General features: G+C 61.9%; 22 protein-coding genes, 2 tRNA genes and 2 rRNA genes. 12 read left to right on the plus strand and 14 right to left on the minus strand.

Annotated features, from left to right (window positions below; all coding sequences use genetic code 11):
- Positions 1-9 precede the first annotated feature (9 nt).
- The 6 genes from ACF3ND_RS00945 to ACF3ND_RS00970 form a co-directional block, all read right to left on the minus strand.
- Complete coding sequence (locus ACF3ND_RS00945) at positions 10-693, minus strand: DUF2848 domain-containing protein (protein WP_394063380.1); 684 nt, start codon at positions 691-693, stop codon at positions 10-12.
- Between the two features lie 34 nt (positions 694-727).
- Positions 728-2011, minus strand: coding sequence for a TRAP transporter large permease (locus ACF3ND_RS00950; protein WP_394063382.1), 1284 nt, complete (start codon positions 2009-2011; stop codon positions 728-730).
- Complete coding sequence (locus tag ACF3ND_RS00955; RefSeq protein WP_394063384.1) at positions 2008-2628, minus strand: TRAP transporter small permease subunit; 621 nt, start codon at positions 2626-2628, stop codon at positions 2008-2010. Before ACF3ND_RS00955 ends, ACF3ND_RS00950 begins: the two co-directional genes overlap by 4 nt.
- Before the next feature lie 100 nt (positions 2629-2728).
- Positions 2729-3787 carry a TRAP transporter substrate-binding protein DctP gene (gene dctP / locus ACF3ND_RS00960; protein WP_394063386.1) on the minus strand — a complete coding sequence of 353 codons (1059 nt, stop codon included), beginning with the start codon at positions 3785-3787 and terminating at the stop codon, positions 2729-2731.
- 113 nt (positions 3788-3900) lie between these two features.
- Positions 3901-4704, minus strand: coding sequence for a putative hydro-lyase (locus ACF3ND_RS00965; protein ID WP_394063388.1), 804 nt, complete (start codon positions 4702-4704; stop codon positions 3901-3903).
- A 98-nt stretch (positions 4705-4802) separates the two neighbouring features.
- The gene (locus tag ACF3ND_RS00970) at positions 4803-5702 is read right to left on the minus strand and encodes a LysR family transcriptional regulator (RefSeq protein ID WP_394063390.1); all 900 of its coding nucleotides are present in this window, start codon (positions 5700-5702) and stop codon (positions 4803-4805) included.
- Between the two features lie 122 nt (positions 5703-5824).
- On the opposite strand from ACF3ND_RS00970, the gene waaC reads away from it, so the two are divergent.
- Together waaC and ACF3ND_RS00980 are read left to right on the plus strand one after the other, a co-directional pair.
- The gene (gene waaC / locus ACF3ND_RS00975) at positions 5825-6829 is read left to right on the plus strand and encodes a lipopolysaccharide heptosyltransferase I (protein WP_394063392.1); all 1005 of its coding nucleotides are present in this window, start codon (positions 5825-5827) and stop codon (positions 6827-6829) included.
- Between the two features lie 134 nt (positions 6830-6963).
- Positions 6964-8307: a 3-deoxy-D-manno-octulosonic acid transferase gene (locus ACF3ND_RS00980; RefSeq protein WP_394063394.1), complete on the plus strand. Its 1344-nt coding sequence runs from the start codon at positions 6964-6966 to the stop codon at positions 8305-8307.
- Positions 8308-8439: 132 nt separating this feature from the next.
- Here ACF3ND_RS00980 and ACF3ND_RS00985 read toward each other — a convergent pair whose 3' ends face one another.
- The 5 genes from ACF3ND_RS00985 to ACF3ND_RS01005 all read right to left on the minus strand — a co-directional run bounded on the left by ACF3ND_RS00985 (position 8440) and on the right by ACF3ND_RS01005 (position 11875).
- Positions 8440-8649 carry a cold-shock protein gene (locus ACF3ND_RS00985; protein ID WP_026483779.1) on the minus strand — a complete coding sequence of 70 codons (210 nt, stop codon included), beginning with the start codon at positions 8647-8649 and terminating at the stop codon, positions 8440-8442.
- Positions 8650-8903: 254 nt separating this feature from the next.
- Positions 8904-9734, minus strand: coding sequence for a UTP--glucose-1-phosphate uridylyltransferase GalU (gene galU / locus ACF3ND_RS00990; RefSeq protein WP_394063397.1), 831 nt, complete (start codon positions 9732-9734; stop codon positions 8904-8906).
- A gap of 18 nt (positions 9735-9752) precedes the next feature.
- Entirely contained in the window at positions 9753-9929 is a 177-nt protein-coding gene (locus ACF3ND_RS00995) for a hypothetical protein (RefSeq protein WP_394063399.1), read from the minus strand.
- 197 nt (positions 9930-10126) lie between these two features.
- Positions 10127-10966 carry a type III pantothenate kinase gene (locus tag ACF3ND_RS01000; protein ID WP_394063401.1) on the minus strand — a complete coding sequence of 280 codons (840 nt, stop codon included), beginning with the start codon at positions 10964-10966 and terminating at the stop codon, positions 10127-10129.
- Positions 10967-11005: 39 nt separating this feature from the next.
- Positions 11006-11875: a biotin--[acetyl-CoA-carboxylase] ligase gene (locus ACF3ND_RS01005; RefSeq protein ID WP_394063403.1), complete on the minus strand. Its 870-nt coding sequence runs from the start codon at positions 11873-11875 to the stop codon at positions 11006-11008.
- A gap of 57 nt (positions 11876-11932) precedes the next feature.
- On the opposite strand from ACF3ND_RS01005, the gene ACF3ND_RS01010 reads away from it, so the two are divergent.
- The 5 genes from ACF3ND_RS01010 (at position 11933) to lipB (ending at position 15782) form a co-directional block, all read left to right on the plus strand.
- Positions 11933-12583, plus strand: coding sequence for an alpha/beta hydrolase (locus ACF3ND_RS01010; RefSeq protein WP_394063405.1), 651 nt, complete (start codon positions 11933-11935; stop codon positions 12581-12583).
- A gap of 129 nt (positions 12584-12712) precedes the next feature.
- Entirely contained in the window at positions 12713-13936 is a 1224-nt protein-coding gene (locus tag ACF3ND_RS01015) for a D-alanyl-D-alanine carboxypeptidase family protein (RefSeq protein ID WP_394063407.1), read from the plus strand.
- A 24-nt stretch (positions 13937-13960) separates the two neighbouring features.
- Positions 13961-14833 carry a D-amino acid aminotransferase gene (locus ACF3ND_RS01020; protein ID WP_394063409.1) on the plus strand — a complete coding sequence of 291 codons (873 nt, stop codon included), beginning with the start codon at positions 13961-13963 and terminating at the stop codon, positions 14831-14833.
- The gene (locus ACF3ND_RS01025) at positions 14830-15102 is read left to right on the plus strand and encodes a DUF493 family protein (RefSeq protein WP_394063411.1); all 273 of its coding nucleotides are present in this window, start codon (positions 14830-14832) and stop codon (positions 15100-15102) included. Before ACF3ND_RS01020 ends, ACF3ND_RS01025 begins: the two co-directional genes overlap by 4 nt.
- Positions 15103-15119: 17 nt before the next feature.
- Positions 15120-15782, plus strand: coding sequence for a lipoyl(octanoyl) transferase LipB (lipB, locus tag ACF3ND_RS01030; RefSeq protein ID WP_394063413.1), 663 nt, complete (start codon positions 15120-15122; stop codon positions 15780-15782).
- Here lipB and ACF3ND_RS01035 read toward each other — a convergent pair whose 3' ends face one another.
- Positions 15783-16574 (minus strand): enoyl-CoA hydratase, encoded by a 792-nt coding sequence (locus ACF3ND_RS01035; protein WP_394063415.1) that lies wholly within the window; start codon positions 16572-16574, stop codon positions 15783-15785.
- Between the two features lie 200 nt (positions 16575-16774).
- Between ACF3ND_RS01035 and lipA the strand changes: the two genes are divergently transcribed.
- The gene (lipA, locus tag ACF3ND_RS01040; RefSeq protein ID WP_394063417.1) at positions 16775-17779 is read left to right on the plus strand and encodes a lipoyl synthase; all 1005 of its coding nucleotides are present in this window, start codon (positions 16775-16777) and stop codon (positions 17777-17779) included.
- Positions 17780-17989: 210 nt separating this feature from the next.
- On the opposite strand, the gene ACF3ND_RS01045 is transcribed toward lipA, so the two are convergent.
- Both ACF3ND_RS01045 and ACF3ND_RS01050 read right to left on the minus strand, forming a co-directional pair.
- On the minus strand, positions 17990-18319 hold the full coding sequence (locus ACF3ND_RS01045) for a hypothetical protein (RefSeq protein ID WP_394063419.1): 330 nt from the start codon (positions 18317-18319) through the stop codon (positions 17990-17992).
- Between the two features lie 36 nt (positions 18320-18355).
- A complete protein-coding gene (locus ACF3ND_RS01050) occupies positions 18356-19093 on the minus strand; it encodes a uracil-DNA glycosylase (RefSeq protein ID WP_394065875.1) in 738 nt (245 codons plus the stop codon).
- 1142 nt (positions 19094-20235) lie between these two features.
- Between ACF3ND_RS01050 and ACF3ND_RS01055 the strand changes: the two genes are divergently transcribed.
- From ACF3ND_RS01055 to ACF3ND_RS01070, 4 genes are all read left to right on the plus strand, one after another.
- A 16S ribosomal RNA gene (locus tag ACF3ND_RS01055) occupies positions 20236-21772 on the plus strand.
- A gap of 90 nt (positions 21773-21862) precedes the next feature.
- Positions 21863-21939: transfer RNA gene (locus ACF3ND_RS01060), tRNA-Ile, on the plus strand.
- Between the two features lie 10 nt (positions 21940-21949).
- Positions 21950-22025 (plus strand) — tRNA-Ala (locus tag ACF3ND_RS01065).
- A 378-nt stretch (positions 22026-22403) separates the two neighbouring features.
- Positions 22404-25285 (plus strand): 23S ribosomal RNA (locus ACF3ND_RS01070).
- The 16S and 23S rRNA genes sit together here with 2 tRNA genes alongside, the layout of an rRNA operon.
- Positions 25286-25434: the final 149 nt, after the last annotated feature.

A 25434-nucleotide genomic window follows, 5' to 3' on the forward strand; every position in this document is an offset into this window, starting at 1 on the left:
GGTGGCAGTTTAGGCCACTTCGGGCAGGACGTCCGTCACGTAGGTGTGGCGGATGCTGCGCTGGCGGCGCGGATCGAACAGCTCCATGGTGAAGCGGGTCGAGGGACGGATGCCGCCGATGGCGGCCACCGTGCCGCAGGTCATGCCGTAGCCGGCGGGCATGGTCGCGGACTGGAAGCAGCCCTCGATCAGTTCCAGCGGGTTCTTCAGGCTGGCCAGCGTGCCGTCCTGGTACAGCACTTCCTTGCCGTCTTCCTGGATGTAGGCGCGCAGCACCAGCTCGTCCCAGTAGTCGGCCACGTCGCTGAACAGCCAGGCCTCGCGGGCCACGGGCTTGGCGCAGATCTGCTTGGACAGGGCCACGCTGTGGGCTTCCAGCACGCGGTCGGTGTGGTCCGAGGCCAGGCTCACCAGCAGGCGGCCCTGGTGGTTGAACACGAAGACTTCGGATTCGCCGGACGAACCGGATCCCACCACCTGGATGGTGTCGTCCTGCACCATCTGGTTGGCGGCGATGCGGTAGTACAGGGGCACGGAGCTTGGGCGGGGCACGCCCAGCTCGGCCAGCTCTTCGATGTGGTGCTCGATGGCGGCCATGTCGCGGCCGGCCCAGCCGGCCACGATGCAGTGCTGCAGGTCGGCTTCGACGATTTCAGTGTGGGTGGCCTGGGCCAGTTCAAAGGTCAGACGCATAGCGATACTCGTTTAATCAAAGGACAGTATTGGATCAGCCGAACAGGCGGGGCAGCCACAGGGCCAGATCCGGGAAGAGGGCCAGCAGGCCGACCATGGCCAGCAGCATGATCACGAAAGGCAGGCTGCCCATCATGACGTCGTTCATGCTGCCGCTCTTGCGCAGGCTCTGGACCACGAACAGATTCAAGCCGACGGGCGGGGTGATCAGGGCCACTTCGACCAGGATGATGATCACGATGCCCAGCCAGATCGGGTCAAAGCCCAGGGCGATCATGATGGGTGCCACGATGGGGATGGTGGTGATCATCATGGACAGGGTCTCCATGAAGCAGCCCAGCACCAGGTAGAACACCACGATGATCAGCAGCATCACCATGGGCGAGACGCCCAGGCCGGTGATGGACTCGGTCAGCGCGTTGGTCAGGCCCGTGGCGGACATGACGAAGTTCAGGAAGGCCGAACCGATCACGATCAGCATGATCATGGCGGTGGCTTTCATGGTGCCTTCCAGCACTTCCTTCATCATGTTCCAGCTCATGCGGCCGGAGAAGGCGGCCAGGATCAGCGCGCCCACCACGCCCAGCGCGGCGGCTTCGGTGGGGGTGGCGATGCCGGCGTAGATGGAGCCGACCACCAGCAGGAAGATGCCCAGCGGCGGCACCAGATGGACCAGGCTGGCGAAGCGCTGGCCCCAGGAGGCCTTGACCTTGGCGCCGCCCCACTTGGGCTTGACGATGCAGGCGGCCGCGATGGCCAGCATGAACAGCAGGGCCATCCCCAGGCCGGGGATGATGCCGGCCAGGTACAGCTTGGGCACGGAGGAGTTGGTCAGCACGCCGTAGATCACCAGGTTGATCGAAGGCGGGATCAGGATGCCCAGGGTGCCGCCGGCGGCCAGGCTGCCCAGGAACAGGGGCTCGTTGTAGCCTTGCTTCTTGATCTGCGGCAAGGCGACGGTGCCCACGGTGGCGGCGGTGGCCACGCTGGAGCCGGAGGTGGCGGCGAACAGCGCGCTGGCGCCGATGTTGGCGTGCATCAGGCCGCCGGGCAGCCAGGACAGCCACAGGCTCATGGCGTTGTACATGCGTTCGGCCATGCCCGAGCGTAGCAGGATCTCGCCCAGCATGATGAACAGCGGGATGGCCACCAGCAGGAATTCATTGCTGGTGCCCCAGGAGATTTCGCCCAGCGCGCCGGTCAGCGGCAGCATGGAGAACAGCGGGTCCAGGATCAGGCCCAGGGCGCCCAGGGCGGCGCCCACGGGAATGCTCAGCCCGATCAGGACGAGCAGCAGAGTCAGTGCGGTTGCAATCATTTGGCGTCTCCTTGCACCATGCGTTTGCCGGCTTCGGCTTCTTCGGAGGCTTCTTCCTGCGTGCTGCGGATGCCGCACAGGGCCTGGATGGCGGCCATGTCGCCGGTGATCAGCGCCAGGCTGGAACGCAGCAGCATCAGGGCCAGCACCACGCACAGCCAGATCAGGCCGGCCACCCACAGGAACTGGGGAATCCACAGGGGCGTGCCCATGGCGGTGTTGGCGGTGGACTGGTTGGTCCAGGACAGGCCGGCCACATCAGTGGCGTACAGCGTCAGGTAGACGATGAAGACGGACAGGGCCACCAGGGCGATCCAGTCCAGCAGGGCGGCCACGCGCACGGGCAGGTGCTGGTAGATGGCGTCGATGCGGATGTTGGCGCGCTGCAGGGTCGCGAACGACAAGGCCCAGGAGATGCTGATGGCGAAGGCGTAGCCGGACAGTTCGTCCGAGCCGCCCAGGGACGTGCCGCTGAACTTGCGCATCAGCACGTCGGCGGTGATGTAGAGGGCGCTGAGCAGCGTCAGGCTGCCTGCGAACCAGATGGCGATGCGCGACAGGGTCGTGGCACCGGACAGCAAACGGTTCAGCGTTGCGAATTTCTCGGTATTTTCCATGGTGTCTACCCCGTACAGGGTCTGGGAGGGAGGGGGCCTGGGGTGCAGGCCGCCGGCCGCCGCGCGGATGGCGGCGGCCGGCAGTCACGGTACTACAAGCTTACTTCTTGGCTTCGAAGCCCAGGATGGGGCTCAGGCTGGCGTTGAACGCGGCCACGGTGTCGGCGGAGCTGCGCTCGGCCCACTTGGGCACCACGGTTTCGCTCATGACCTTCTTGAGCAGTTCGCGATCGGCCTCGGTAGGTTCGACCAGCTTCATCTTGCCCTTCACAGGCTGCGAGCAGGCGGCCGCGCCGGTATTGCAGTCGTAGCCTTCCTGGGTTTCCCTGGCGGCGGCATCCCAGATCTGGTTGGTCATGACCTTGATGTTGCTGGCCAGGAATTCCTGCACCTTCGGATCCAGTTTCTTCCAGGCGCTCAGGTTGGCGGCGTGGATCTGCTGGTTCCAGTTGATGGGCATCTTGTACAGGTTGGTGCTGACTTCGTACCACTTGGCCGAGTAGCCGGACATGGAGCCGGTGATGGCGCAGTCGACCACGCCGTTCTGCAGGGCGGGAACCACTTCGCCGAACGGAATGGTCACGCTGTTGCCGCCCAGGGCCTGGACGAATTCAGCCTGCGTGCGGCTGCTGGTGCGCACTTTCTTGCCCTTCAGGTCGGCCAGGCCGTTGAAGTTGCCGTTGCAGAACAGAACCTGCGCGGGATAGGTCGAAAAACCCAGCACCTTCACGTTGTTCTTTTCGTAGAACTGTTCGTAGGCGGGCGTGAAGGCTTCGGTCAGCTTCTTGGCCACGGCGATGTCGGGAGCCAGGCCGGCCAGGTCGATGGCCTCGTTGATCGAGTTGTCGCTGGCGAAGTAGGCCAGGGTGGCGGTGCCGAAGGGGATCACGCCCTGACCGATCAGGCGCATGATTTCAGGACCCTTCAGGCCCATGTCGTTGAAACCCTTGATGTCGGCCGTGACCTGGCCGCCGGACAGCTCAGGAATGGTCTTGGTCCAGAAGGGTTGTTCCGTGTTCTGGTAGGCCGTCAGGTTGCTCAGGCCGCCCACGACTTTCAGTTGGGTCTTGGGCAGGTCCTGGGCGCTGGTCTGGGCCAGGGCTGCCGAACCCAGGGCCAGGGTGCCCAGGGCCAGGGAGGTCAACACGATTTTTTTCATAATGTGCTCCGAATAGCTGTCTAGCTGCAATGCTTGGAATGTGCCGGTAAGACACGGGAAGAACAGCAATATAAAACCACGAGGGGAACCGGGATCAGCCGGTCAAACTAGTATCAAAGCGCTGCCAGGCGTGTGTTCAGGAGGTCCGTGATCAACATGTGCCCGGGGGCGTGAGTGATGCAGAACTCCGGTCTGGCCTGAGCCGCGACGGCTTGCGGGGTGACGCCGCAGGCCCAGAACACGGGCAGCTCGTCCGGCCTGATCTGCACGGCGTCGCCGTAGTCAGGCTGGTTGATGTCGGATATGCCGATGAGGGCAGGGTCGCCGATGTGGATCGGGGCGCCGTGCACCGAAGGAAAACGGGAGGTAATCTGTACAGCGCGAATGGCGTCGGCGGCGCGCATGGGGCGCATGGAGACCACCAGAGGACCGGCCAGACGACGGGTTGCGTGCGTCTGGATCGTGCTGCGGTACATGGGTACGTTCACGCCTGCGCTGATGTGGCGCACGTCGATTCCGTCCGCCAGGAGCGCCTCTTCGAACGAGAACGAGCAGCCGATCAGGAAGGAGACCAGGTCGTCGCGCCAGAGGTCGCGGACATTGAGGGGTTCGGCGCTGAGTTGTCCGTCGCGCCAGACCCGATAGCGGGGGAAGTCAGTGCGTATATCGATGGAACGACCCAGGGACGGCACCTGATACTGACCAGGCTCGGTTACGGCCAGCAGGGGGCATGGTTTAGGGTTGCGCTGGCAGAACAGCAGGAACTCGTCGGCCCAGTCCTTGGGAAGAATCATGAGGTTGGCCTGGACATGGCCCGCCGCCAGTCCGGCGGTGGGACCAGTATGGAGTTCTTTGCGGATGCGCTCGCGGCATTGTTCGGCCTCGGGCGCCAGTATTGGCAGGGGTTCCAGGTTCATGATGACCACTCGCACGCAGGGGGTTGATCACAGCAACGAATTGCAACCGATGGGGCAATCCCTGTCCAATTGTAAGTTCAAATATTAGGTTATAAATTTTACTTATCAGTCTCTGCGTATATCTGCGCGATGCGCTGCGCGTGGGTGGCCACCGCACGCGCAATATGACTGTCCGGGGAGTCCATCCAGCAGGCGAAGAACTCGATCGCCGGCAAGGGCTGGTCAACCTTCAAAAGCCGCAGTTTTCCCTCGGAAAGCTCGTCTTTTATGACGGCCGGAGCCAGCACGCTGGGACCCATGGCGCGGCGCGTCATCTGCACGATGGTGCTGAGCGAGGCGCTGCCGAAAAGACGCGGCGATTTCACCCCCGCGCGCAGCAGGGCTTCGCGTGTGGACTGGTAGGGAACGCTGCCTGACGGATAGGTGATCACAGGGTAAACCCCTAGGTCGGAGACGCTGATTTTCCGGCCGTGGAGCTTCAGGGCGGGGCTGGCCACCCAGCCCAGTTGATATTCGCACAGGCGCAGGCAGTGTTCCTTGGGGTCCTGGCCCACGCCCACGATCATGGCCATGTCGATCTGGAAGGCGGCCAGTTGCTGGCGCAGCACATTGGTGGTGTCCACATGGATTTCGATGACCAGGGCCGGGTACTCCTGGTGCAGGTGATCGATCAGATTGTGCAGCCAGGTCTGCACGATGGTCTCGGCCACGCCCAGGCGCAGCACGCCGCGGATGGCGTTCTGCTCCTTGGCGGCGCGCAGCATTTCGGTGCGCAGGTCCAGCATGCGCTGGGCATGGGAGAGCAGTTCCTGGCCCTTGTCGGTGAGCTTGATGCCGCGCGCGCCCCGGTCGAACACGCGGACCTCCAGGGCGGCCTCCAGACCGGCGATGCGCTGCGAGATGGAAGGCTGGGTGGTGTTCAGCTTCTCCGCGGCGGCCCGAAAGCCGCCAAGCTCGGCAACCCATACGAAGGCTTCGATCTGTTTGAAATCAATCATGTTTTCGGTCCAGGAGAGGTTCTCTCTATTATGCCTTAAGGGACCTGCCTCCCTTTTGGGAAGGAGTGCAAAAATTTGTCTGCTTCTGCTTGATTTTCATGCGCCGCCACTATAATTCCGCCATGACTTGCAAGATACTCATTGTGCGTACGTCCTCCCTGGGAGACCTGGTCCATATGCTGCCAGCGATCTCGGACATCGCACGCCATGTGCCAGGCGCACAGATCGACTGGCTGGTCGAAGAAAGCTTCGCCGAGATCCCCCGCTGGCACCGCGCCGTGCACGAGGCCATCCCCGTGGCGCACCGGCGCTGGCGCAAGCAGTGGTGGTCCGCCCAGACGCGCCAGGAACGCGCGGCATTGCGCGCGCACCTGGACGCGCGCCGCTACGACGTGGTGCTGGACATGCAGGCCCTGATGAAATCCATCTGGCTGGTGCGCCAGACGCATGGGCGCCGCCACGGCCTGGACTGGAAGTCGGCGCGCGAGCCGCTGGCCTCTTTGTTCTACGACGTGCGCCATCGCGTCGGCTTCTGGCAGCCGGCCGTGTTTCGCCAGCGCAGCCTGGCGGCGGCCGCCTTCGGCTATCAGTTCGAGGGCGCGCCGGATTTCGGCCTGCAGGCCCTGGCCGAGCAGGCTCCGGCCGGGCAATCCCCCTACGCCATCATCATGCCTTCGGCCAGCCGGGACGACAAACTCTGGGCGCCGGCCAACTGGCTGCAGGTCTTCGACCGGCTTCAGGGAGAAGGTCTGGAGCTGCGCCTGCTGGCCGGCAGTCCAGCGGAGACTGAACGGGCCCAGGACCTGATCGCCGGGCGCGAGCATGCCTGCGTGCTGCCGCGCATGGGCCTGACGCCCGTCGCCCTGCAACTGGCGGGCGCCCGCATCATGGTGGGGCTGGACAGCGGGCTGACGCACCTGTCCGCCGGCCTTGGACGGCCCACCATAGGCATCTACAAGGCCTCCACGCCGGTGCGCACGCCTCTGGAAGGCTCGGCCTATACGGCCAGCCTGGGCGAGCGCGGCCATGAGCCTTCGGCGCAGACCGTGTTGTGCGCCATCGACCAGGCGCTCGGCAGCCAGGGCGTCGGCGATGATGCGCCGGCCCTGATCGCGCCGGCGCTCTAGCGCCTGCCGGCACCATCCAGGCAGTTCGCGTTCGAGCCGGAACGGCCCGCAGCCGGCCTTGCCCGGCAGTTCGCGTTTTTGCTCCGCGGCTTTATGCGTACAATGTGCGTTGATCCTGCGCTGAGGCTAGGCTGGTGAACCGCTTCTTCTATACCGCTTCCATACGCATGCTGGCCCCCGCCCTGATGGCCTGGATGGGCCTGCGCGCTCGCCGCGCCGGCGGAGACTGGCAGGTGCTCTCCGGCGCCCGTTTCGGGTATTACAAGGACCAGGCCGCGCCGCCGCGCGCGCCTGTCTGGGTGCACGCCGTCAGCCTGGGCGAAACGCGCGCCGCCCATCCCCTGGTCCGGGCCTTGCTGGACCAGGGCGAAACCGTGCTGCTGACCCACATGACCGTCACGGGCCGCGAGGAAGGCGCCAAGGCCTTCGCCGCCGAGATCGAGCAGGGACGGCTCATCCAGCAATGGCTGCCTTACGACTTTCCCGGCTCCGTGCGACGTTTCCTGGCTCACTACAGGCCCTGCGCCGGCGTGATCATCGAGCGCGAGGTCTGGCCCAACCTGCTGGCCGCGGCGCGCCGCCAGGGCGTGCCCATGATGCTGGCCAGCGCCCGTTTTTCCGAGCACGCGCTGGCCGCCAGCCTGCGCGCCGGTTCGGTGATGCGCGAGGCCTACCGTTCCTTCAGGCTGGTGTACGCCCAGAGCCTGGCCGACGCCCAGCGTCTGGAGCAGGCGGGCGCACAGGGCGTCAGGGTCTCGGGCAACTTGAAGTTCGATGTGGACCTGCCGCAGGACAAGATTGCCCGAGGCCGGCGCTTTGCCAGCGACCTGAGCCGGCGCATCGTGGTCATCGCCAGCACGCGCGAGACCGAGGACATGGACTTCGCCGATGCCATCGCGCATTACCTGCGCCGCGAACGCGAGCATGGCAATGAATTGCACAGCCCCATCTTGTTCGCCTTGATCCCGCGCCACCCGCAACGTTTCGACGACGCGGCCGCCTATCTGGACAAGCTGGGCCTGCGCCATGTGCGCCGCAGCGCCTTGCTCATGCAGGGAGACTCCAGCTCCTCGGCCGTGCAGGCCTGCCGCGATGTGGACGTGCTGCTGGGCGACACCCTGGGCGAGATGTACTGGTATTACGCGCTGGCCAGGGTGGCCATCGTGGCCGGCAGCTTCCAGCCGCTGGGAGGGCAGAATTTCATCGAGGCCAGCGCCATCGGGGTGCCCGTCATCGTCGGGCCGCATACGCGCAATTTCGAACAGGCGGTGCAGGACGCCCTGCATGCGGGCGCTGCGCTGCGCGCCGCCACGCCGTCGGCAGCCTTGCAGCAGGCGGTGGAGCTGGTGGATGCGCCGGCGCGCCACCACAAGATGTCGGATGCGGGCCTGCATTGGGTGCAGATGCACGAGGGCGCCGTCGTGCGCGTGCTCTCGGGCCTGGCCGGGATCCGCGCTGCGCGTCTCTCGGACTCATAAGCAAATAAGCAATTTATCGTAGGAACAGGGCAATCTGTCGCAGTTATCCGACATAAATCCTTTCCTGGGCGCTGCATGGCCAAAAGAAAAGCCCGCTTTCGCGGGCTTTCTTGAGATCAGAATCCGTATGGATTACAGCTTCTGGATGCTCTTGGCTTGGGGACCTTTCTGGCCTTCGGCAGACACGTAGGATACGCGCTGGTTTTCTTCCAGAGATTTGAAGCCCGTGCCCAGGATGTCGGAATGGTGAACGAAAAGATCTTTGCCACCGTTGTCGGGGGAGATAAAGCCGTAGCCTTTTTCGTTATTGAACCATTTTACGATACCGGTTTCTGTTTGCATTTCCTGCATTCCCTAAAAATGACGAGCAATCTGCTCAAAAAAGATTGTCAAGATGTAAAAATCAGGGCAATGAGTATTAGAAACAATACCGTATTGAACAAACTTCGACGAACTTGAAATCCTGCACCGCTAATCGTAGGGGTGAAATGGCCTGTAAGTCAAGCTAAATCGCCCTTTGCACAGTTTGTCACAAGCAAGGGATAAACAATTACGAACAAGGTTTGTTATTGGTACGGACCCCTCTGCGCCCCTCGTTAAAGTCCGTGGTATTTACGACCAAATTCAAGCGTAGCATGAAAGAAACCGGCCTTGCTACCGCAGTCGTAACGAGTGCCTTCATATTGATACGCATATACAGCGCGACTTTCCAAAAGGCTGGCGATTCCGTCCGTCAATTGAATTTCACCGCCCACGCCCGCCTGGGTGCGGCGCAGGTGGTCGAAAATTTCCGGTTCGAGCACATAGCGGCCCACGACGGCCTGGGTGGAGGGCGCCGCTTCAGGCGCGGGTTTCTCCACGATGCGGCTCAAGCGGGTGGCGCTGGCATCGAGCGCTTCGCCGGCCACGATGCCGTACTTGTTCGTTTCGCTGGGGGCCACATTCTGCGTGGCCACGATGCTGCCATTGTACTGATGGGCGGCCTCGACCAACTGGCGCGAGACGGGCGTGGCGGCGTCGATCAGGTCGTCGGCCAGCAGCACCAGGAAGGGCTCGTTGCCAACGATGGGCGCGGCGCACAGCACGGCGTGGCCCAGGCCCAGGGCGCGCGACTGGCGGGTGTAGATGCAGTTGACGTGGCTGGGGATGACGTGGCGCACTTGTTCCAGCATGTCCAGCTTGTTCTTGGCTTCCAGTTCTTTCTCCAGTTCGGGAGCGCTGTCGAAGTGGTCTTCGATGGCGCGCTTGTTGCGGCCCGTCACGAAGATCAGTTCGGTGACCCCGGCCGCCACGGCTTCTTCGACGGCGTATTGAATCAGCGGCTTGTCGACGATGGGCAGCATTTCCTTGGGCATGGCCTTGGTGGCGGGAAGGAAGCGGGTGCCCAGACCGGCGACAGGGAAGACAGCTTTGCGAATAGGTTTCATGGGTTCGACAATCGTGGTTCAGGAACGGGGGACGGCGGGATGCTGCGGCGCGCCCAGTTTCACCGCGTCCTGGTTGCGTTGGGAGAATTGCCGGGGCTCTCGGCCCTGCTCGCTGGGAGGCGTGCCAAAAAAGCCCTGTCCAAAGGCCAGGACGGCCACATTCGCCAGCAGGATCAGTATGAAAAGCAGTCGCATCCCCGACACCGGAAAGAAACAGTTCAGCGGACGATTGTAAGGGGTCGCGCCGGGAAGTTCATCCGTTTAATCAGGCTTTACGTATCCGGATGTGGGAATCCATGGCTTTTTTTTGCCGCCGGAGCGTCCAAGGCAAGAACCGTCCCCTTGGAGATGAGTCCGGGCCCATGGTGGCCCCTGCGGGCCGCCAAGCCGGGTCATGCCCTGGGCAAGCCCGCATACAGGGCCAGCCCGTGCAGTGTGGGCGTGTCCAGTTCCTGGATGGGAGGCGTGCGCACGCCCAGCAGCCGGCAGTGGTCTTGCAGTTGGTCATGCAGCTCGTGCTGGATCAGGGCCCGGCCGCCGCCGGCCAGAAAGACCAGCGGGGGCGTTCCGAAGCGGCGGCGCCCCTGTTCCCACTGGCGCAGCACGGCGCCGGCCTGGGCGGCGGCCATGCCGGTGCTGATGGCGGCCATGGTGTTGGTGGGAAAGGAGGCCACGCGGCCGTGGGCTTCGGGCAATTGGGCGGTGTTCTGCTTGAGCGAAGCCAGCATCAGGCTCGGGCCGGGCAGGATGGAGCCGCCCAGGAAGCGGCGCTCGCCGTCCTGGACGGGGCTGAGCAGATCGACGGTGGTGGCCGTGCCGAAGCTGACCAGCAAGGCGGCCTGCGCCGGACTGGCCTGGCCGTTCAGCAGGTCGCACAGTCCGAGCAGGGCCGCCCAGCGGTCCGCGCCGAGCTGGCCGGGCTGCTCGTAGCCGTTGGACAGTCCGAAGGCGCGCGCTTCGCTGCGCAGCCAGCGCACGGCGCCCAGGCCCAGGCTTTGCACGGCGGCGTCGATCTGGGCCTGCACGAGCGGGCCCGCCACATTGACGCCGATCGCCCCGCCGCCGTGTCCGCGCATGTCCTGCAAGGGCGCATGGCCTGCCTGCAGCCAGGCGGCCAGTTGGTCCAGCTGGTCGGCGTGCAGGGAAACCGGCGCCGCTTCGCGCGCGCCGCTAAGAGGGTGGCGCCAGCCCAGCTTGATGCGGGTGTTGCCGGAGTCGATCAGCAAAGTCATGCCGGGCCAGTCGGTTGGGGAAAAGCGCCAGTATAGCGATCAGCGCTGGGGACGCACGGAAACCTCGCCCACGGTGATGGCGCGTTCCGTCCTGTCGGGATGGCGCAGCAGCAGCTGGCCCGATTCATTGATGCCGGTGACGATGCCGGTGTGCAGGATCTGGCCGTTGTCCATGATGTGCACGTGCTGTCCCGCCAGCGCGTCCACCTGGGCGTAGCGGTCGGGGAGGTCGGCGAAGCCCTGGGCGGTGACGTGGTTCAGGCTCAGGTAGCAGGACTGGGCGACCTTGGCGACGATGTCCGAGCAGCGGGTCAGCGCGGCCTGCGCGGAGTGCTCGGAGATGCCGCTCCAGTCGGCTACGGCGCGTTGCGTGCGCTGGCTGAGATCGACGGCGTCCTGCAGATTGATGCCGATGCCGATGATGACGACGTGATGGTCGCTGGAGCTGGGCGCGGCGCTGGCGCGCGTGGCCTCGACCAAAATGCCGGCCAGCTTGGCCTGGTCCCACAGCACGTCGTTGGGCCACTTCATGGTCAGGCGGCGCCGCAGGGACGGCTCCAGACACAGGCGCAGCGCCTCGCAGGCGGCCATGCCCGCCAGCGGCGAGAGCGTGGGCAGCTGGCGCGCCGGCAGGAAGATGTCGAAGGCGCAGGAAAACATCAGATTGGCGCCGACGCGGTTCTGCCAGGTGCGCCCGGCGCGGCCGCGACCGCGGCTTTGCAAGTGGGCGCCCAGCAGCCAGGGCCGCACGCGCGGGCCGGTCTCCTGGCGCGCCAGGTTCAGCAGGTCGGCGTTGGTGGACTCGGTGGAGTCCAGCCAGCGGATCTGGTTGAAATGCGGCAGTCGGACGCGCAGCTCGGCGATCATGTCCCGGGGACTGGGCAGGGCGAATTGAGAAGAGGTGTTCATGACAATCCGGTACACTGGATGGGCTTGGCATAATCTTATTTGATATTTGGTCCGAACATGTCTGAACGCGTGGATACGATTCAATTTTCCGGCGCTGCCGGGGTCATCGACTGTGCTCTGGACTGGCCTGCCGCCGAGCCGCGCGGCTGGGCACTGATCCTGCATCCCCATCCCCTGCATGGCGGGGCGCGGGACAATAAAGTGGTCACTACCTTGTCGCGCTGCGCCACCCAGCAGGGGCTGCTGGCGGTGCGCCCCAATTTCCGCGGCGTGGGGCTGTCGGCCGGCGAATTCGACCGGAGTCGCGGCGAGACCGCCGACATGCTGCAATTGATCGAGCAGTTCGGCGCCCGGTTTCCCCAGTGGACGGACGGTCCCTGGCTGCTGGCGGGCTTTTCCTTCGGCACCGCCGTGGCCGCGCAAGTGCATGCGAGCCTGCGTGAAGCGGGTGCGCCGCTGCCCCAGGCCCTGGTGCTGACCGGCACCGCCGTCAATCGTTTCCGTTTCCGCCAGGTGCAGCCTGCGGCCGACACCTTGCTGGTGCATGGCGAGCTGGACGATGTGGTGCCCCTGGCCGAGGGCATGGAGTTCGCCCGCGAGCACCAGTTGCCCATGGTGGTGCTCCCAGAAGCGGGGCATTTCTTCCACGGCAAGCTCATCCAGTTGCGTGACGTGGTCAATCGCCATCTTGCCTCGCTTGGAACTTAAGCCGCCTTTTGTTTTCAAATCGTTGCGTTTTCCTTTGCGGATAGGCGGCCGGGCGCGCTCACAGCCCCGTAGGGCTCTGCCATAATGGGCCCTTTCCGCCCCATTCGCGGCTTCCAATCTCTCCCAGCCATGACCTCTGCAAAAAAACTTGTCTCTCCGATTCTCTCTCGTTGCGTGGTGGCGCTCGCCCTGTCGCTGCCCCTGCTGGCCCAGGCCCAGACTGCGGCCCAACCCGTCGCGCCGGCCGCGGCGACGGCCGGTGCGGCTGCCCTGCCGGGCGACCTGTCCATCGTGCCGGCCCCCGGCCTGACGGCGCGCGCCTGGCTTTCCATGGATGTGAACAGCGGCCAGGTGATCGCCGCCGAGGGCATAGACGAGCGCGTGGAGCCCGCCTCGCTGACCAAGCTCATGACCGCCTACCTGGTGTTCGACGCGCTGGAGTCCGGCCGCCTGAAGCTGGACCAGCCGGTGAACATCTCGGAAAAGGCCTGGCGTACCGAAGGCTCGCGCATGTTCGTCAAGGTCAACACCCAGGTGCCGGTGGACGAGCTGCTGCAGGGCGTGATCGTGCAGTCGGGCAACGACGCCTCCGTGGCCCTGGCCGAAGCCGTGGCCGGCAGCGAATCGGCCTTTGCCGCGCTGATGAACGAACAGGCCGCCAAGCTGGGCCTGAAGGCCACGCACTTCGTCAATTCCACCGGCCTGCCCGATCCCGAGCACCTGACTTCGGTGCGCGACCTGGCCACGCTGGCTGCCGCGCTGGTGTCGCGCTTTCCGCAGTACCTGCACTACTACAGCCAGAAGGAATTCACCTACAACAACATCAAGCAGCCCAACCGCAACCGCCTGCTGTGGCTGGACACCACGGTGGACGGCCTGAAGACCGGCCATACCCAATCCGCCGGCTATTGCCTGGTGTCCACCGCCTTGCGCGACGGCCGCCGCGTGGTGTCCGTGGTGGTCGGCACGGCCAGCGACGCCGCCCGTACCGAGAACAGCCTGAAGCTGCTGAACTGGAGCTTCCAGAACTTCGAGACGGTCAAGCTCTATGACGCCGGCAACCCTGCCGTGAACGCCCGCGTCTGGGAAGGCGCGGTGGAGAACGTGGGCCTGGGTACGGCCGAGCCGCTGTGGCTGACGGTGCCGCGCGGCAAGTCGGCCGACATCAAGCCCGTCGCCCAGTACACCCAGCCGCTGGTCGCGCCCCTGAGCAAGGGGGCCAAGGTCGGCACCCTGACCCTGTCCCTGGATGGCAAGACCCTGTCCGAGCAGCCGCTGGTGGTGCTCGAGGACGTGCCCGAGGCGGGCTTTTTCGGCCGCATGGTCGACAAAGTGCTGCTGATGTTCGAATAAGTTTTCCCGTGCGAGACCGAACCCATGATTCCTGGTATTGATCCCGACAGCATCGTCTACCTGAACGGCGATTTCGTGCGCCTGGGCGAGGCGAAGATCTCCGTGCTGGACCGCGGCTTCATCTATGGCGACGGCATCTACGACGTCGTGCCGGCCTACCATGGCAAGCCCTTCCGTATGGACGGGCACCTGAATCGCCTGGAGCGCAGCCTGGCCAAGGTCGGCATCGCCAATCCCTTCACGCGCCGCGAATGGGAAAAGCTGGTGCTGGACATGCTGGCCCGATCGGGCCGCGGCGGCGACTGCATGGTCTACATCCAGGTCACGCGCGGCGTGGCCAAGCGCGACCATGCCTTTCCCAAGGATGCGGCCCCCAGCGTGTTCATCATGGTCTCGCCTTTCCAGCGCGTGCAGGCCGAGCGCGAGAACGGCCTGACCGCCATTGCCATCGAGGACGTGCGCTGGCTGCACTGCGACATCAAGTCGGTGTCGCTGCTGGGCAATGTGCTGGCCAAGCAGCAGGCCGTGCAGGCCGGCGTGGACGAAGTCATCCAGTTCCGCGACGGCTTCCTGACCGAAGGCGCCTCCTGCAACATCTGGATCGTGCGCGAGGGCACCTTGCTGGCGCCCATGCGCAACAACCTGATCCTGGAAGGTGTACGCTATGGCCTGATGGAAGAGCTGGCCGCGCAGGCCGGCATTCCGTTCCAGGCGCGCCGGATTTCCCGCGAGGAAGTCGACGGCGCCGACGAGATCCTGATGACGGCGGCCACCAAGGAGGTGCTGCCCATCGTTATGTTCAACGGCCGTCCCGTCGGAGACGGACGGCCCGGCCCGGTCTTTGCCAAGCTGCGCGAAGGCTACGACAAGGCCATCCAGGCAGTGGAGCAAGCATGACTATTTCCCCTGAAGAATCCCTGATCGAATACCCCAGCGACTTTCCCATCAAGGTCATGGGCCAGACCCACGACACCTTGCTGGACGAGCTGCTGGCCATCGTGCGGGAATTCGATCCCGACTTCGACGCCTCGACCGTCGAGCAGCGCCCCAGCAAGGCCGGCAACTACACCGGCCTGACCTTCACCGTGCGCGCCACTTCGCGCGAACAACTGGACAATCTGTACCGGGCCCTGCATGCGCATCATCTGGTGCGCGTCGTCCTGTAAGCGGAGCTGCGCCCAGCATGTCCGACTTTCCCCAGGTCAAATGGCTTGCCAGCCCGGCCGACTACGGTCCGGTCTGGCAGGCCATGCGCGATTTCACCGAACAGCGCCAGCCCCATACTCCCGATGAAATCTGGCTGGTGGAGCACAGGCCTGTCTATACGCAAGGGCAGGCGGGCAAGCCCGAGCACCTGCTCAACCCTGGCGGCATTCCCGTGGTGCAGACGGACCGGGGCGGACAGGTCACGTACCACGGTCCCGGGCAACTGCTGGTGTATTGCCTGTTCGATTTGCGCCGCGTCGGCCTGTACGTCAAGGAATACGTGAACCTGCTCGAAGAGGCCGTCATTGCCTGCCTGACGCATTTCGGCGTGGCGGGCGCCTGCCGCAAGCCAGGCGCGCCGGGGGTCTATGTGCCGCTGCGCCAGGGGGGCGAGGGCCTGGCCAAGATCTCGGCGCTGGGCATCAAGATCCGCAACGGCCGCTCCTACCATGGCCTGGCCCTGAACGTTGCCATGGACCTGGCGCCGTTCGGTGGCATCAATCCCTGCGGCTACGAAGGTCTGCAGACCACCGACATGCGCTCGGAAGGGGTGGACATCACGCTGGAGCAGGCGGCGCAGTTCCTCTGTGCGCACCTGTCGCAGGCCATGGCGCAGCGAATCCACGCCATGGCGGCCTGATCAGCGGCCCGTGAATACGGCGGCCCGCTTTTCGATGAAGGCGTCTATGCCTTCGCAGGCATCCTCGCTCATCATATTGCCGGCCATGACCTGGCCGGCGTAATCGTAGGCCTGTTCCAGGGGCAGGCTGCGCTGCTTGTAGAACATGGCCTTGCCGGCGCGCACGGCCACCGGGCTCTTGGCCAGGATGCGCTGCGCCAGGTCCTGCACGGCCTGGTCCAGCTGACCGTCGGGCACGGCATGATTGATCAGGCCCAGTTCCTGGGCGCGCTGTGCGCTGATGAAGTCCCCGGTCATCAGCATTTCCATGGCCGCCTTGGGCGGCACGCAGCGCGACAGCGCCACGGCCGGCGTTGAGCAGAACAGGCCCACATTGATGCCGGAGACCGCGAAGCGCGCAGACTGCGCGGCCACGGCCAGGTCGCAGCTTGCCACGAGCTGGCAGCCGGCGGCGGTCGCCAGGCCTTGCACGCGGGCGATCACCGGCACCGGCAGCTTCAGCACGCCCTGCATGACGCGGCTGCAGCGCTGGAACAGGTCCAGGTAGTAGTCGTGATCAGGATGGGCGCGCATCTGCTTCAGGTCATGACCGGCGCAGAACGCCTTGCCTTCGGCCTGCAGGATCACGCATTGCAGCTCGCGGTCCTGCGCCAGCGTGTTCAGGATGTCCTGCAAGGCGTCCAGCACCTCTTCGGACAGCGCGTTGTACTGCGCGGGGCGGTTCAGCGTGATGCGGGCCAGCCCGTCTTGCTGATGCAGATGCACCGGGGCCGTGTTTTGTTCATGGGGCATGCGAGTCTCCGTACTTGTAGTATGCGCAGGTTCTACCCGGCAGCGTTGCTGCTTTGACGCGCCAAGCTTTATATTGAAGAGGCTTATGAGCAAACTATGGCCCCGCTTCTAGGCGCTTGTAAAGCTTGGGGCTACAATCGACCGATGACCGCTTCGCGGCACAACCGCGGCGCAGCACGCTGTTTACTACCCTTACGCCTATGACCACCCCTGTAGACACCCCCGTCGAACACAAACCCACCGTCCGTCCGCGCACAGTCGAGTACGACGCGACGCAGAAGCAGAAGGCCGAGGCCAAGACCTCGCGCATTCCGATCAAGGTCGTCCAGGCGGAGCGTCTGAAGAAGCCGGACTGGATCCGCGTCAAGGCGGCGGCCCCCAATTCCCGCTTCTACGAGATCAAGGAAACGCTGCGCGAGCACAAGCTGTTCTCGGTCTGCGAAGAAGCTTCCTGTCCCAACATCGGCGAATGCTTCGGCAAGGGCACGGCCACCTTCATGATCATGGGCGACAAGTGCACGCGCCGCTGCCCGTTCTGCGACGTGGGCCACGGCCGTCCCGATCCCCTGGACAAGGACGAGCCGGTCAACCTGGCCAAGGCCATCGGCGCCATGAAGCTGTCCTACGTGGTGATCACCTCCGTGGACCGGGACGATCTGCGCGACGGCGGCGCCGCCCACTTCGTGGAGTGCATCCGCCAGGTGCGCGAGCATTCGCCCAAGACCACCATCGAAGTCCTGGTGCCGGATTTCCGCGCCCGCCTGGAGCGCGCCCTGGGCATCCTGGACGCCTGCCCCCCGGACGTCATGAACCACAACCTGGAAACCGTGCCCCGCTTGTACAAGCAGGCCCGTCCCGGTTCGGATTACCATCACTCGCTCAAGCTGCTGCAGGAATTCAAGAAGCTGCATCCGGAAGTGCCCACCAAATCGGGCCTGATGGTGGGCCTGGGCGAAACCAACGAGGAAATCCTGGACGTCATGCGCGACATGCGCGCCCACAATGTGGACATGCTGACCATCGGCCAGTATCTTCAGCCTTCGGGACACCACCTGCCCGTCATGCGTTACGTCACGCCGGAAGAGTTCGCCATGTTCGAACGCGAAGCCTACGCCATGGGCTTCACCCACGCCGCCGTGGGCGCCATGGTCCGGTCCTCCTACCATGCGGACCAGCAGGCCCATGCCGCGGGCGTGCAGTCCTGATGCCTGTTCCTGCATAGGCCTTCTCGCAGGAAGGCGCATAAAAAACCCGGCTCATGTGCCGGGTTTTTTTTTGGGGCCGTTCCGCTGTGCAGGCTGGGCCGTCGGCTCCGCGGGCCATCCACCGGGAACGTCGCTGCTCTCAGGCGCCCGCGCATGGGGCAGAGGGCAAGGCAGTGTTGGGCCTGCTTGCTTGACGGACCCCGGCTGCCGTCAGCTCCCGGCAGCCAGGCAGCGCGCCGACAGGCTCTCTATATAAGGCTCGATGACGGCGTCGTAGTCTTCCACGCCCAGATACCAGGCCTTCAGGCCGGATTCGTCCAGCTTCAGGTCGGTCCAGCAGAACAGGGAGCGGTCGAACGAGTCCTTGATGGTTTCGTCGACCAGCTTGAACAGATTTTCCAGCAAAGGCAGACAGGCCAGCGGCACGGCCAGGGGCGTGGCGCCCTCGAATTGCCAGGCATATTGCTGGATCAGCTCCGAAGACCACAAGGCATGTTGTTCCTCGGCGCTCAGGGCGGGATCGGCGGGAGTCAGGGGCATGATGGCGTGTTTCTTCTATCTATATATAGAGTGATGTCAGGGTCCGGTGGCCAGCCACTGGATGGGGGCGACGCCTTGTTCGGTCAGCCAGTCGTTGGCCTGGCGGAAGTGGCCGCAGCCGATGAAGGGTACCGGCGGCCGGCGGGCGGACAGAGGCGAGGGATGGTTGGCGGCCAGGATCAGGAAGGGGCCCTGCGAGTGTTGGCGGATCAGTTCCGCCTTGGCTTGCGCGTGGGCACCCCAAAGCATGTAGACGATGGGGCGCGCGCTCTGGCGCGCCAACTGGACAAGCAGCGCGTCCGTGACCGACTCCCAGCCTTGCTTGGCATGAGAAGCGGGCAGGCCGTCTTCCACGGTCAGGGACGCGTTCAGCAACAGCACGCCTTGGCGGGCCCAGTTGCTCAGGTCGTGGCTGACTGGCTCGGGCTGGTCAGGGTATTCCTGCCGCAGTTCTTTAAGGATATTGCGCAGGCTGGGCGGCGCCGGGCAGGTATCGGGCACGGAAAAGGACAGGCCTTGCGCCTGGTTGGGGCCATGATAGGGATCCTGTCCCAGGATGACGACGCGGACTTCGTGCAGCGGCAGCAACTGCAGGGCCCGAAAAGGCGCGGACGGGTAAATGGTGGCGCCGTCGGCGCGTTCCTTGTCCAGCCAGGCTGACAGCGTCTTGAGGGTGGCCTGCAGTTCCGGGCTGCCCAGCGCCGCCTGCCAGTCCGCGGGCAAGCGGGCGACATGGGACAGGACGCTGCCTTCCAGCGTATTGCCTGCCAGCATGTCGTCGCCAATCAGGCTGAGCTGCTCCGTGGAGCGGGGAGAAGGGGAACGAGCCATGATGATGATCGCTTGTTGATTGTCTCTGTATTGTAAGGCGGGAGCAGGCTGCCACTGTAAGTATCCGTTGACCGCAGGCAAGCAAAGGCCGGCGCTTCCTTTCTACTATATGGAACCCATCTTTCTTATATATAGGGGACTGGGCTAGGCGGCGGCAAGGGGCGGGCCTGTCGATCGGCAAAGGCGGCAGCCTGTCAGCAAGGCGGAGTGTACAGGTGCCGGCAGGCCGGGATGGGGTTCAATGATGGCGGACACCCCGGTTTCGGCCTGGCCCTTGGCGTCAGAGTCCGCTTGAGCGAGAAGGGCAGGGCGCCACATCTTTTCGATCCAGGCGGCGGAATTTAATTTACATTTAGTTTCTTTTTCGTGTTTCTTGTTTTCTTTCATGGGGTTGAAGCTGGACTTAAGGGAAATCCCTAGATGCGCTTGAAATATTCTTGTCAAAAAGCTTGCGTTGTCGGAAAACACCGTGCTATAGTTTCTTTCTTGCTGCAGCGAACGGGGTTTTCCCTAAGCGAAGCGGCAAGCGGTTTGAGCTGCTTTCACCGCCTTGGCCCAGAGGCCCGCACCGAAAGCGTTCGAGCTGAAGCAGAAAAGAAAACTTGCACGGATTTAAATTCTTGTGTTATAGTTTGAAGTTCTGCAAACGAGACGGCAATGTTAAGTGCTCAGGATTGAGGATTTACCATTGCGGCTTGTGAAGCGGTTCAGGCAGTAGCGGGGCGGTTCGCTCCGGTCGAGCAGGAAGCGGTTTGAAGGAAATGGACTTCAAACGAACTTCAAAAAAATGCTTGACACGCTGCACGAAGCACTTCATAATCTCGTTTCTCTGCTGCTCCAACAGCAACGCTGATTCAGCGACGCCAAGGCAGCCGGGACGACAGGCAACTGTCACTGCTCTTTAACAATTAACAGCCGATAAGTGTGGGCGCTTGGCATGAGCGGGCCGAATCCCTTAATGGGAATCGCCACAAGTTTGTATCAAGTGCTCACAGACGAAAAATGAAGATTTACCTTGTGTAAACTCTGAATTTTTCTTTGAGACACAATCGGTCTCGTCGCAAGACGGGACAACCACAGAGATTAAACTGAAGAGTTTGATCCTGGCTCAGATTGAACGCTAGCGGGATGCTTTACACATGCAAGTCGAACGGCAGCGCGAGAGAGCTTGCTCTCTTGGCGGCGAGTGGCGGACGGGTGAGTAATGTATCGGAACGTGCCCAGTAGCGGGGGATAACTACTCGAAAGAGTAGCTAATACCGCATACGCCCTACGGGGGAAAGGGGGGGATCGCAAGACCTCTCACTATTGGAGCGGCCGATATCGGATTAGCTAGTTGGTGGGGTAAAGGCCTACCAAGGCGACGATCCGTAGCTGGTTTGAGAGGACGACCAGCCACACTGGGACTGAGACACGGCCCAGACTCCTACGGGAGGCAGCAGTGGGGAATTTTGGACAATGGGGGAAACCCTGATCCAGCCATCCCGCGTGTATGATGAAGGCCTTCGGGTTGTAAAGTACTTTTGGCAGAGAAGAAAAGGCGCCCTCTAATACAGGGCGCTGCTGACGGTATCTGCAGAATAAGCACCGGCTAACTACGTGCCAGCAGCCGCGGTAATACGTAGGGTGCAAGCGTTAATCGGAATTACTGGGCGTAAAGCGTGTGTAGGCGGTTCGGAAAGAAAGATGTGAAATCCCAGGGCTCAACCTTGGAACTGCATTTTTAACTGCCGAGCTAGAGTATGTCAGAGGGGGGTAGAATTCCACGTGTAGCAGTGAAATGCGTAGAGATGTGGAGGAATACCGATGGCGAAGGCAGCCCCCTGGGATAATACTGACGCTCAGACACGAAAGCGTGGGGAGCAAACAGGATTAGATACCCTGGTAGTCCACGCCCTAAACGATGTCAACTAGCTGTTGGGGCCGTTAGGCTTCAGTAGCGCAGCTAACGCGTGAAGTTGACCGCCTGGGGAGTACGGTCGCAAGATTAAAACTCAAAGGAATTGACGGGGACCCGCACAAGCGGTGGATGATGTGGATTAATTCGATGCAACGCGAAAAACCTTACCTACCCTTGACATGTCTGGAAAGCCGAAGAGATTTGGCCGTGCTCGCAAGAGAACCGGAACACAGGTGCTGCATGGCTGTCGTCAGCTCGTGTCGTGAGATGTTGGGTTAAGTCCCGCAACGAGCGCAACCCTTGTCATTAGTTGCTACGCAAGAGCACTCTAATGAGACTGCCGGTGACAAACCGGAGGAAGGTGGGGATGACGTCAAGTCCTCATGGCCCTTATGGGTAGGGCTTCACACGTCATACAATGGTCGGGACAGAGGGTCGCCAACCCGCGAGGGGGAGCTAATCTCAGAAACCCGATCGTAGTCCGGATCGCAGTCTGCAACTCGACTGCGTGAAGTCGGAATCGCTAGTAATCGCGGATCAGAATGTCGCGGTGAATACGTTCCCGGGTCTTGTACACACCGCCCGTCACACCATGGGAGTGGGTTTCACCAGAAGTAGGTAGCCTAACCGCAAGGAGGGCGCTTACCACGGTGGGATTCATGACTGGGGTGAAGTCGTAACAAGGTAGCCGTATCGGAAGGTGCGGCTGGATCACCTCCTTTCAGAGCGAAGGGCTCGCAAAGCGAAAGCGTCCACACTTATTGGCTGTTAGTTAGGTCATGACCATAGGGTATCGCCCACTGGTGACAGATGGGTCAGTAGCTCAGTCGGTTAGAGCACCGTCTTGATAAGGCGGGGGTCGTTGGTTCGATTCCAACTTGACCCACCACGATTACCTCGGGGGATTAGCTCAGCTGGGAGAGCACCTGCTTTGCAAGCAGGGGGTCGTCGGTTCGATCCCGTCATCCTCCACCACCGCCTGCTGCAGGCGGTGCGGCGACACAGTACTGGACGTCATGACATGAGCGGGGCAGGCCCGGATGTACTCCGGGCGCAGCGCGAGATTCAACGAAGAGCGTTCTTTTGCAAGAGCGCTGCTCGTTGGGTTAGCCAACCCACGATCTGCTCTTTAACAATCTGGAAGAAGCACAACGAAGGTGTGTTGTCTGATACGCATCGACTCTTTGGAGGCGGTGTAGACAATGCACGGGTTGTGATTGCAACACGAACAATTTATGTTCAACAAGTTCTCAAAAATATAGACGTTGTCCCTTCCTCGGATGGGATGACAGCTAAGGATTGATGAACGGCAACAACGTATACTCATCGGTTCTATAGCCGTAAGCGTTATAGGATCAAGCGAATAAGTGCATATGATGGATGCCTTGGCGATCACAGGCGATGAAGGACGCGGTAGCCTGCGAAAAGCTACGGGGAGCTGGCAAACAAGCTTTGAGCCGTAGATGTCCGAATGGGGAAACCCACCGCAGCAATGCGGTATCCCACACTGAATACATAGGTGTGTGGAGGCGAACCGAGTGAACTGAACCATCTCAGTAACTCGAGGAAAAGAAATCAACCGAGATTCCGGAAGTAGTGGCGAGCGAAACCGGAGCAGCCTGGACGTTTTAGCGTCTTGGATAGTCGAATGGAATGGAAAGTCCAGCCGTAGCAGGTGATAGCCCTGTAGACGAAATCCAGGACGTGGAACTCAGCGTCGAACAAGTAGGGCGGGACACGTGAAATCCTGTCTGAATATGGGGGGACCATCCTCCAAGGCTAAATACTCGTGATCGACCGATAGTGAACCAGTACCGTGAGGGAAAGGCGAAAAGAACCCCGGAAGGGGAGTGAAATAGATCCTGAAATCATATGCATACAAACAGTAGGAGCCCTTTCGGGGGTGACTGCGTACCTTTTGTATAATGGGTCAGCGACTTACATTCAGTGGCAAGCTTAACCGAATAGGGGAGGCGTAGCGAAAGCGAGTCCGAATAGGGCGATTCAGTCGCTGGGTGTAGACCCGAAACCAGGCGATCTATCCATGGCCAGGTTGAAGGCACGGTAACACGTGCTGGAGGACCGAACCCACTAATGTTGAAAAATTAGGGGATGAGCTGTGGATCGGAGTGAAAGGCTAAACAAGCCTGGAGATAGCTGGTTCTCTCCGAAAACTATTTAGGTAGTGCCTCACGTATTACTGTCGGGGGTAGAGCACTGTTATGGCTAGGGGGTCACAGCGACTTACCAAACCATGGCAAACTCCGAATACCGACAAGTACAGCGTGGGAGACAGAGCACCGGGTGCTAACGTCCGGACTCAAGAGGGAAACAACCCAGACCGCCAGCTAAGGTCCCTAACTATGGCTAAGTGGGAAACGAAGTGGGAAGGCATAGACAGTCAGGAGGTTGGCTTAGAAGCAGCCATCCTTTAAAGAAAGCGTAATAGCTCACTGATCGAGTCGTCCTGCGCGGAAGATGTAACGGGGCTAAGCCATAGACCGAAGCTGCGGATGTGTACTATGTACACATGGTAGGAGAGCGTTCCGTAAGCCTGTGAAGGTGTCCTGTGAGGGATGCTGGAGGTATCGGAAGTGAGAATGCTGACATGAGTAGCGATAAAGGGGGTGAAAAGCCCCCTCGCCGTAAGTCCAAGGTTTCCTGCGCAACGTTCATCGGCGCAGGGTGAGTCGGCCCCTAAGGCGAGGCAGAGATGCGTAGCTGATGGGAAGCGGGTTAATATTCCCGCACCGTCGTAGAGTGCGATGGGGGGACGGATTGCAGAAGGTCATCGGGGTGTTGGATGTCCCCGTTGGCGCATCGTAGAAGGCACTTAGGCAAATCCGGGTGCGTAATTCAAGGGTGTGACTGAATAGAGCTTCGGCTCTAAACTGACTGGAAGCAGTTCCAAGAAAAGCCTCTAAGCTTCAGCTCTACGAGACCGTACCGCAAACCGACACAGGTGGACGGGATGAATATTCCAAGGCGCTTGAGAGAACTCAGGAGAAGGAACTCGGCAAATTGATACCGTAACTTCGGGAGAAGGTATGCCTCTGTAGTGTGAAGTGCCTGCGCACGGAGCATGACGAGGCCGCAGTGAATCGGTGGCTGCGACTGTTTACTAAAAACACAGCACTCTGCAAACACGAAAGTGGACGTATAGGGTGTGACGCCTGCCCGGTGCCGGAAGGTTAAGTGATGGGGTGCAAGCTCTTGATCGAAGCCCCGGTAAACGGCGGCCGTAACTATAACGGTCCTAAGGTAGCGAAATTCCTTGTCGGGTAAGTTCCGACCTGCACGAATGGCGTAACGATGGCCACACTGTCTCCTCCTGAGACTCAGCGAAGTTGACATGGTTGTGATGATGCAATCTCCCCGCGGCTAGACGGAAAGACCCCATGAACCTTTACTGTAGCTTTGCATTGGACTGTGAACCGGCCTGTGTAGGATAGGTGGGAGACGTTGAAGCGTGGTCGCCAGATCGCGTGGAGTCATCCTTGAAATACCACCCTGGTCTGTTTGCGGTTCTAACCTAGGTCCCTTATCGGGATCGGGGACCGTGCATGGTGGGCAGTTTGACTGGGGCGGTCTCCTCCCAAAGTGTAACGGAGGAGTTCGAAGGTACGCTAGGAACGGTCGGAAATCGTTCTGATAGTGCAATGGCATAAGCGTGCTTGACTGTGAGACTGACAAGTCGAACAGGTACGAAAGTAGGACATAGTGATCCGGTGGTTCTGTATGGAAGGGCCATCGCTCAACGGATAAAAGGTACTCTGGGGATAACAGGCTGATACCGCCCAAGAGTTCATATCGACGGCGGTGTTTGGCACCTCGATGTCGGCTCATCTCATCCTGGGGCTGTAGCCGGTCCCAAGGGTATGGCTGTTCGCCATTTAAAGAGGTACGTGAGCTGGGTTTAAAACGTCGTGAGACAGTTTGGTCCCTATCTGCCGTGGGCGTTGGATACTTGACGGAGCCTGCTCCTAGTACGAGAGGACCGGAGTGGACGTACCACTGGTGTATCGGTTGTCATGCCAATGGCATTGCCGAGTAGCTACGTACGGAAGAGATAACCGCTGAAGGCATCTAAGCGGGAAACTCGTCTGAAGATTAGGTATCCCGGGGGCTTGACCCCCCTGTAGGGTCGTCCGAGACCAGGACGTTGATAGGCTGGGTGTGGAAGTGCAGTAATGCATGTAGCTAACCAGTACTAATTGCCCGTGTGGCTTGATCCTATAACCCTTGTGGTTGTAGCGAGTCCAAGTTGTTGACCACAGAACGTAAATATTGAATGTGCAGCGCAGCCCGCGCTCCAACCCTTCGAGACACGTGTTCGCGATCCGTACTGATCCCGAACGCGGTGCTTCTTCCATATTGGCCAGGC

This window comes from Alcaligenes sp. WGS1538, from assembly GCF_043187505.1.
GTDB lineage: Bacteria > Pseudomonadota > Gammaproteobacteria > Burkholderiales > Burkholderiaceae_B > Alcaligenes.

Coding starts and splice junctions, on each gene's coding strand:
- ACF3ND_RS00945 (WP_394063380.1), bottom strand. CDS start 693: ATGCGTCTGACCTTTGAACTGGCCCAGGCCACCCACACTGAAATCGTC.
- ACF3ND_RS00950 (WP_394063382.1), bottom strand. CDS start 2,011: ATGATTGCAACCGCACTGACTCTGCTGCTCGTCCTGATCGGGCTGAGC.
- ACF3ND_RS00955 (WP_394063384.1), bottom strand. CDS start 2,628: ATGGAAAATACCGAGAAATTCGCAACGCTGAACCGTTTGCTGTCCGGT.
- dctP (WP_394063386.1), bottom strand. CDS start 3,787: ATGAAAAAAATCGTGTTGACCTCCCTGGCCCTGGGCACCCTGGCCCTG.
- ACF3ND_RS00965 (WP_394063388.1), bottom strand. CDS start 4,704: ATGAACCTGGAACCCCTGCCAATACTGGCGCCCGAGGCCGAACAATGC.
- ACF3ND_RS00970 (WP_394063390.1), bottom strand. CDS start 5,702: ATGATTGATTTCAAACAGATCGAAGCCTTCGTATGGGTTGCCGAGCTT.
- waaC (WP_394063392.1), top strand. CDS start 5,825: ATGACTTGCAAGATACTCATTGTGCGTACGTCCTCCCTGGGAGACCTG.
- ACF3ND_RS00985 (WP_026483779.1), bottom strand. CDS start 8,649: ATGCAAACAGAAACCGGTATCGTAAAATGGTTCAATAACGAAAAAGGC.
- galU (WP_394063397.1), bottom strand. CDS start 9,734: ATGAAACCTATTCGCAAAGCTGTCTTCCCTGTCGCCGGTCTGGGCACC.
- ACF3ND_RS00995 (WP_394063399.1), bottom strand. CDS start 9,929: ATGCGACTGCTTTTCATACTGATCCTGCTGGCGAATGTGGCCGTCCTG.
- ACF3ND_RS01000 (WP_394063401.1), bottom strand. CDS start 10,966: ATGACTTTGCTGATCGACTCCGGCAACACCCGCATCAAGCTGGGCTGG.
- ACF3ND_RS01005 (WP_394063403.1), bottom strand. CDS start 11,875: ATGAACACCTCTTCTCAATTCGCCCTGCCCAGTCCCCGGGACATGATC.
- ACF3ND_RS01010 (WP_394063405.1), top strand. CDS start 11,933: ATGTCTGAACGCGTGGATACGATTCAATTTTCCGGCGCTGCCGGGGTC.
- ACF3ND_RS01015 (WP_394063407.1), top strand. CDS start 12,713: ATGACCTCTGCAAAAAAACTTGTCTCTCCGATTCTCTCTCGTTGCGTG.
- ACF3ND_RS01020 (WP_394063409.1), top strand. CDS start 13,961: ATGATTCCTGGTATTGATCCCGACAGCATCGTCTACCTGAACGGCGAT.
- ACF3ND_RS01025 (WP_394063411.1), top strand. CDS start 14,830: ATGACTATTTCCCCTGAAGAATCCCTGATCGAATACCCCAGCGACTTT.
- lipB (WP_394063413.1), top strand. CDS start 15,120: ATGTCCGACTTTCCCCAGGTCAAATGGCTTGCCAGCCCGGCCGACTAC.
- ACF3ND_RS01035 (WP_394063415.1), bottom strand. CDS start 16,574: ATGCCCCATGAACAAAACACGGCCCCGGTGCATCTGCATCAGCAAGAC.
- lipA (WP_394063417.1), top strand. CDS start 16,775: ATGACCACCCCTGTAGACACCCCCGTCGAACACAAACCCACCGTCCGT.
- ACF3ND_RS01045 (WP_394063419.1), bottom strand. CDS start 18,319: ATGCCCCTGACTCCCGCCGATCCCGCCCTGAGCGCCGAGGAACAACAT.
- ACF3ND_RS01050 (WP_394065875.1), bottom strand. CDS start 19,093: ATGCTGGCAGGCAATACGCTGGAAGGCAGCGTCCTGTCCCATGTCGCC.